Origin of the sequence: Nonomuraea corallina (assembly GCF_027620315.1) — a bacterium.
Classification (GTDB): domain Bacteria; phylum Actinomycetota; class Actinomycetes; order Streptosporangiales; family Streptosporangiaceae; genus Nonomuraea; species Nonomuraea corallina.
This window is the reverse complement of the sequence record NZ_JAPNNL010000273.1, coordinates 1-6,082: the sequence shown is the minus strand read 5'-3', so window position 1 is coordinate 6,082 and position 6,082 is coordinate 1. Positions and strand designations below refer to the sequence as shown.

Sequence of the window (6,082 nt, the reverse complement as noted above, 5' to 3'; positions counted from 1 at the left end):
CCTGGCGGGCCGGGGCCGGGCCCTCGGTGCGCCTGCTGTCGAGCTGGGAGATGATCACGTCACCGTCGAGCGACTCGGGGACCGGCGCGTACCCCATCGCGCGCAGCGAGTCGACCAGCACCGCCCGCGACGAACGCGAGGCGATGACCGTCGGCGCCAGCCTGCGCAGGCGCAGCGCCGCCGACCGCCGGTCGGCGGTGATCTGGTCCAGCAGCGCCGGGTCGTCGCAGCGGACGTAGGCGCCGGCTGTGCCGACGCGGATCCGGCCGTGCCGCCGCGCCACGTCGGCGACGAGGTACGACAGCGCCTGCGGCACCGGCGTGGCCGAGTGGCGTTCGAGCATGGCCAGCAGTTCCTCGGCGGCCTGGCCCGCGTCCAGGGCGCGGCGGATCGAGCTCTCGCCGAACCGGTAGACGGTCGCGCCGCCCTTGGACTCCACGTCGGCGGCCAGCGTCATCCAGCGGTTCAGCTCGCTGGTCAGCGGCCCCGGCGCGACCGCCGTCAGGTCGGCCTGCAGCAGCACGTGATCGACCGGCTGGGGCAGCAGCGGGGCCAGCACCGGCGCCGCCTCCTCGCCGGACGTCAGGGCCCGGCCGTGGCCGGACAGCGCGCCCAGCCCGGTGAGGCCGAGCTGCTCCGCCTCCCGCAGCGTGAACTCAGTCAGCTGATCGCGTAGCGGCCCCCGGCGGCGCGGCTGCTCCCACGCGAGCCGTTCGAGCACCGAGTCGTGGGACGGGGCGAGCCCCGGCGCGGACGCCAGCACGCCCAGCGTGGCCGCGCGTACCCCGGCGGCCGACGAGCGGCGCAGGTCGGGGTGGAGCGCGTTGAGCGGCTTGTCGCGGTCGTCACGCTCGCCCACCAGGCCCGGCACCCGGTCCATCGCCAGCCAGGCCGCGGCCAGCGCCACCCACCGGTCGGCGGTCGACCGGACCCGCCACAGGTCGTAGCCGGCGGTCGGCAGCCACTCGCCGTCGACGCCGCCGCCCGACGCGATCAGGCCCGCCGCGTACGCGACCTCGACCACCAGCGCGGCGGCCCACTCGGGCAGGTCCAGCTCGCCGGCCGTGCGCTTCATGTCGCGCACGCCCAGGCCCCCGGTGCGCAGCACGCCCGGCGGCTCGATGCTCCACCGCTCGCACAGCTCCTCGACCGCCCGCACGAACGCGAACGCCTGCCCGGCCGCCGTGCGGTCGGACAGCTCCTGGTCGCGCGCCACGCCCTTCAGCGCGGGCGGCAGCGCCGCCAGGTCGCGATGGACCCGGCCACCCCGCAGGTGGAGGCCCACCTCGCGGGGGAGCGTCACGCTCTCCTCGCCCGTCGCCGCCAGCAGGCCCCGGGCCAGCAACTGCTCGATCGGCGAGCGCGCGGAGGCGACGCGCACCTCGCGCCTGGCGTTGGGCACCCGGCCGGTCGGCGGGCCCCAGGCGAGCTGCTCCAGCGCGGCCCGCGCTTCCGGGGACACCTCCTCGATCAGCCCGCCCGGCTCGGCCAGCGCCGCCGCAAGCCGCTCCCGGCCCGAGCCGGTCGAGCCGGGGGCGATGTCGTCGGCCAGCTCGTCGAGCTGCTCCGGCGGGTGATGGCGGAACGCCACGTCGGCGGGCGGGCCCAGCCCCGCCGGGTCGTCCAGCACCTTGCGCACGCCGGGGGCCAGGTCGAGCGCGCTGTCGGGGCCGTACACCAGCGCCAGCTCGCGCAGCCGGTCGAGCGCGGCCGTCAGCGCGGGCTCCGGCCGGCCCGCCGCCAGCGCCGCCGCGATCAGCTCGCGCAGCGCCGTCTTCCGCACCGGGCCGCTCCGCGCGGCCAGCGTCTCGACCACGGCGAGCGTGAAACGGTCGAGCCGGTCGAGCACCCGGGCGATCGCCGAGGGGCTGCTCGCCCGCGCGGCCAGGCCCTCCAGATGCGCCGGCACCGGAGTGATCAGCTCGGGACGCGCCGTCACCAGCGCCCGCAGCTGCTCGTCGGTGCGCCCCCTGATCCACTCCGTGAACTCCATCGTTGCCATGGTATGTCCCTGCTGATTGAGGCAGCATTGCCAGGCGTGAGAGAACGAGCCGACCTGTTGATCCTCAACTACGTCAGCAAGGCCGCCGACGCGGCCCACGGCGTGCTGAGGCCCGAGCAGCGACTCGACTTCACCCGGCGGCTGCGGGCCAGGATCGAGGAGGAGCGCCGGGGCAGCCAGAGCGCCGGTGACGTGACGAAGCTGCTCGCCCGCTTCGGCGACCCGGTGAAACTGGTGGAACGCGAGGCCCGGCGCTTGGCCGAGCCCGGCGGAGGGAGAACCACGGTCGCCTTCCCCCCGATCCGCGACGACCTGCCGCCGCGTGGCCGGCTGTCGGCCAGGCAGGGGCGGGAGCTGCCGTTCGCGGGGCTGCGCAGGGCCGCCATGTCGGTGGCCAACCCCATGGTCACCGAGGGCAGGGACGCCAGGACCGTGGTCAAGGAGCACCCCCGCGAGGCCGCCGCCCTGGTGGTCCTGGTGGTGGCCGGGCTCCTGGTGCCGCTGGGCCTGCGGCCCGTGGCCATCTTCCAGGTGCCGGTGATGGTGTGGGCGGCCGGCGCGGCGCTGGTGATGTTCGGCGACGCCTGGAAGCCGCGCGACCGGCTGATCGGCGTGGCCGCCCCGCTGCTCGGCTACGGCGCCGGCGGCCTGGTCGTGGGCGGCCTCCGGGTCGGCGGCGAGCCGGGGCTGCAGAGGTTCGTGGCCGAGTTCTTCAACGCGAGCGGGGTCATGTTCATGATCGGTACGGGGGTGGGCGTGGCCTGGCTGGCCTACCGGCTGATCGATCAGGAGTGAACGGCGGCGGGCGTCGGCAGCAGCCCGACGGCCAGCCGCACCCAGGCCGCCACGAACCTCTCCTTCTCGGTGTGGCCCAGCGACTCGCCCACCGTCTCCTGGAACAGCCGGTACTGCACCACGGCGCCGCCCAGCACGGCCGAGACGGCCTGCCAGTCGACGTCCGCCGAGCGGTACTCGGGCTGGGCCTGGAACCACGTCACGATGGCGTCGAACATCGGCTGCAGCAGCCCTTGCCGGACCACGGCCACCAGCTCGGGGAACTGGCTCAGGTCGCGGAAGAAGATCCGGGTCAGCTCCGACTCCTCGCGCACCTTGGCCAGCCCCGCCCGGCACAGGTGCGACAGCCGGTCCTCCAGGTCCGCGGAGGTCTCCATGGCGTTCAGCTCGGCGAGGCTGCCCGCCACCTGTCCGCGGGTGCGGGCGGCGTGCTCGTTGATCGCCGCGGACAGCACCTCGTACTTGGACTTGAAGTGCCGGTAGAGCCCGCCGGCGCCGGGTGAGAGGCCGGAGGCGGCCTCGATCTCGGCCACCGACGTGGCGGCGTAGCCGCGTTCGGCGAACAGCCGCAGGGCCTCGTCGATGATCCGCTCGCGGGTGTGGGTCGCGGCGGCCCTCGCGGGTGGGGTCCCGGAGCCTTCCGTGCTCGGCGATGTCGTCATGTCGTTCGTGATACCTCCGGTCATGGAGGGTAGCCGCCGGTCCGGACGGACCTGGACGGCCGGGGCAGGACCTTCCGATGTCTACGGTCCCATGACATCGGCCGTTACGCGTATCAGAAGGTTCTTTGGCATCCTTCAGATGTGGCGACATCGGTGGGATTCGACCTCGACATGACCCTTGCCGACACCAGGATCGGCATCGCGGCCGTCTACGACGAGTTGTCGGCCCGGCTCGGCGTGCCCATGGACAGCCGGGCGATCGTCGCCAGGCTCGGCCCGCCGCTCGAGACCGAGCTGGCCAACTGGCTGCCCGCCGAGGAGATCGCGGCCGCGGCCGACCTGTACCGGGAGATCTATCCCGAGGTGGGGGTGCCCGTGCACGTCGCGATGGCGGGCGCGCACGAGGCCGTCGAGAGCGTCAAGTCCCGGGGCGGCCGGGTCATCGTGGTGACGGGCAAGAATCTGCGCGACGCGACGACCACCGTGCGCAGACTGGGGTTCGACGTGGACCACATCGTGGGGTCCGTTTTCGGCGCCGACAAAGGCGCGGCGCTCACCGCTTTCGGCGCCGCCGCATATGTCGGCGATCACGTCGCCGACATCGAAGCGGCGCGGGCCGGCCGCGCGGTCAGCGTCACGGTCGCCACCGGCCCTTACACGGTGGGGCAGTTGCGCGAGCACGGGGCGGACGTGGCGTTGGGCGACCTGACCGAATTCGCCGATTGGTTCGCCGGTTGGCAACAGCGTCACGAACTCGGGTAATTCACCGGCAATTACCCGGTCGCTCTGTAGCGCTACGGGGCATAACCTACATCCATTCACCTCATCCACGACGTTCTGAACGAGGTCCTCCTGTGCCGAGTGGCAAGGTCAAGTGGTACGACGCCGACAAGGGGTTCGGCTTCCTCACCCGCGACGACGGTGGTGAGGTCTTCGTGCATTCCTCCGCGCTGCCGCCCGACGCCGGGCCTCTCAAGCCCGGGCAGAAGGTCGAGTTCGGCGTGGCCGAGGGCAGGCGCGGCCAGCAGGCGCTCTCCGTGCGGATCCTGGAGCAGCCGCCGACGCTGGCCAAGACCAAGCCCAAGGCCAAGCGGAAGAAGCCGGACGAGATGGTGGTGATCGTCGAGGACCTGATCAAGCTGCTCGACGGGCTGTCGACGTCCTACCAGCGGGGCAAGCACCCCGACGCCGCGCACGCCAAGAAGGTCGCCGTGGTGCTGCGGGCCGTCGCCGACGACCTCGACGTCTAGCTTCCCGTTCTCAGGGCGGGTTGGTCAGCGGCTTGGTGCGGTCGACCGGCTCGGGCGGCGCGTACGGGGCCGTCTCGGCGTGCGCGGCGGCCTGCCTGGCCCGCGCCCCGGCCGTCCGGATGCGGGCGCGGCGCCGTACGACGAGCCAGCCGAGCGTGACGGTGAGCACGGCGGCCAGCGTGACCAGCCCGGCGGTGCTGCTCTCCGTGAGCGACAGGCCCAGCCCGATCAGGCCGCCGAACACCCAGGCGAGCTGGAGGAACGCCTCGACCACGCCGAACGTCGACGAGCGCACCTCCTCCCCGATCTCCTGCTGCACGATCGCGTCCAGCGCGAGCTTGCCCAGCTCCTGGGCGAAGGCGGTGACGACCGAGATGGCCACCGCGGCCCACAGCCCGAACAGGACGGCGGTGACGACGGCGGTGACCGCCGTCGTGGCGAGCGTGAGCAGCACGATCAGCCCGGGCGCGTGGTTGCGCGTCCAGTTGGCGATCACCGCGCCGATCAGGCCGCCCAGCCCGGCGGCCAGGGCCAGCACGCCGATGGTCTTGGTCAGGTCGAAGAACGGGTCGGGCGCGGGCGGGGCCAGCCACGGCACCGCCTTGTCCTGCACCAGGAAGAGCAGGAAGAACAGCAGGAAGCCGGAGAACAGCCGGATGGCGACGTTCGCCCAGACGGCCTCGGCCACCGCGGGGCCCACCTGGAGCAGCGTCCGCCAGCGCGGCGCCCTGCCCTCCTCGGGCGTCTCCTCCTCCAGGTCGGGCGAGTCGACGTGGCGCGGCAGCCGGACCGCGAAGACCCCGGCGACCAGGAACACCACCATCACCACGCGCAGCATGGTGGCGCTGCCCAGCCAGAGCGTCAGCCCCGCCCCGACCGGCACCATCACGCCCGCCGTCACCAGCGAGAACAGCGCCACCCTGGCGTTCGCCGACACCAGCGTGATGTCGGCGGGCAGCACGCTCGGCATGATCGCGGCACGCGACACGTTGTAGGCCTTCGACAGCACCAGCACGCCCAGCGCGCCCGCGAACAGCGTCAGCAGGTCCTGCGGGCCGACCGCCGCCGCCATCGCGAAGCAGAGCAGGCCGCGGCCGAACAGCGTGCCGGCCATCACGTAGCGCCGGCCCGACCTGAACCGGTCCAGGATCGGCCCGACGAACGGCGCCAGCAGCGCGAACGGCAGCATCGTGATGACCAGGTAGAGCGCCACCGGGCCGCGGGCCTCGCCGACGGGCACCCCGAAGAAGACGGTGCCGGCCAGCGCGACCGTGACGAGCGTGTCGCCGGCGCTGTGGCCGGCGGTCAGCTCGATCAGCCGGCCGAGTCCGGTGCGGTCGGCGCCGTTGGCGTGGGTGAGTCGGCGGGTGGCC

6 protein-coding genes are annotated in these 6,082 nt (G+C 73.5%); 3 read left to right on the top strand and 3 right to left on the bottom strand.

The annotated features are described in order from the left end of the window. The coding region (locus OUY22_RS35255; RefSeq protein WP_270159651.1) for a helicase-associated domain-containing protein at positions 1–1,993 on the bottom strand (1,993 nt) is incomplete at its 3' end. Positions 1,994–2,038: 45 nt separating this feature from the next. On the opposite strand from OUY22_RS35255, the gene OUY22_RS35250 reads away from it, so the two are divergent. Then, positions 2,039–2,797, top strand: a complete 759-nt coding sequence (locus tag OUY22_RS35250) for a hypothetical protein (protein WP_270159650.1) — start codon at positions 2,039–2,041, stop codon at positions 2,795–2,797. Here the strand turns inward: OUY22_RS35250 and OUY22_RS35245 are convergent. Continuing rightward, positions 2,788–3,459 carry a TetR/AcrR family transcriptional regulator gene (locus OUY22_RS35245; RefSeq protein WP_270159649.1) on the bottom strand — a complete coding sequence of 224 codons (672 nt, stop codon included), beginning with the start codon at positions 3,457–3,459 and terminating at the stop codon, positions 2,788–2,790. The genes OUY22_RS35250 and OUY22_RS35245 overlap by 10 nt on opposite strands. 141 nt (positions 3,460–3,600) lie before the next feature. Between OUY22_RS35245 and OUY22_RS35240 the strand changes: the two genes are divergently transcribed. Continuing rightward, positions 3,601–4,221 carry an HAD family hydrolase gene (locus OUY22_RS35240; protein ID WP_270159648.1) on the top strand — a complete coding sequence of 207 codons (621 nt, stop codon included), beginning with the start codon at positions 3,601–3,603 and terminating at the stop codon, positions 4,219–4,221. A 92-nt stretch (positions 4,222–4,313) separates the two neighbouring features. Then, positions 4,314–4,709, top strand: a complete 396-nt coding sequence (locus tag OUY22_RS35235; protein WP_270159646.1) for a cold-shock protein — start codon at positions 4,314–4,316, stop codon at positions 4,707–4,709. Between the two features lie 10 nt (positions 4,710–4,719). Here the strand turns inward: OUY22_RS35235 and OUY22_RS35230 are convergent. After that, on the bottom strand, positions 4,720–6,082 hold a 1,363-nt coding region (locus OUY22_RS35230), incomplete at its 5' end, for an MFS transporter (protein ID WP_270159645.1).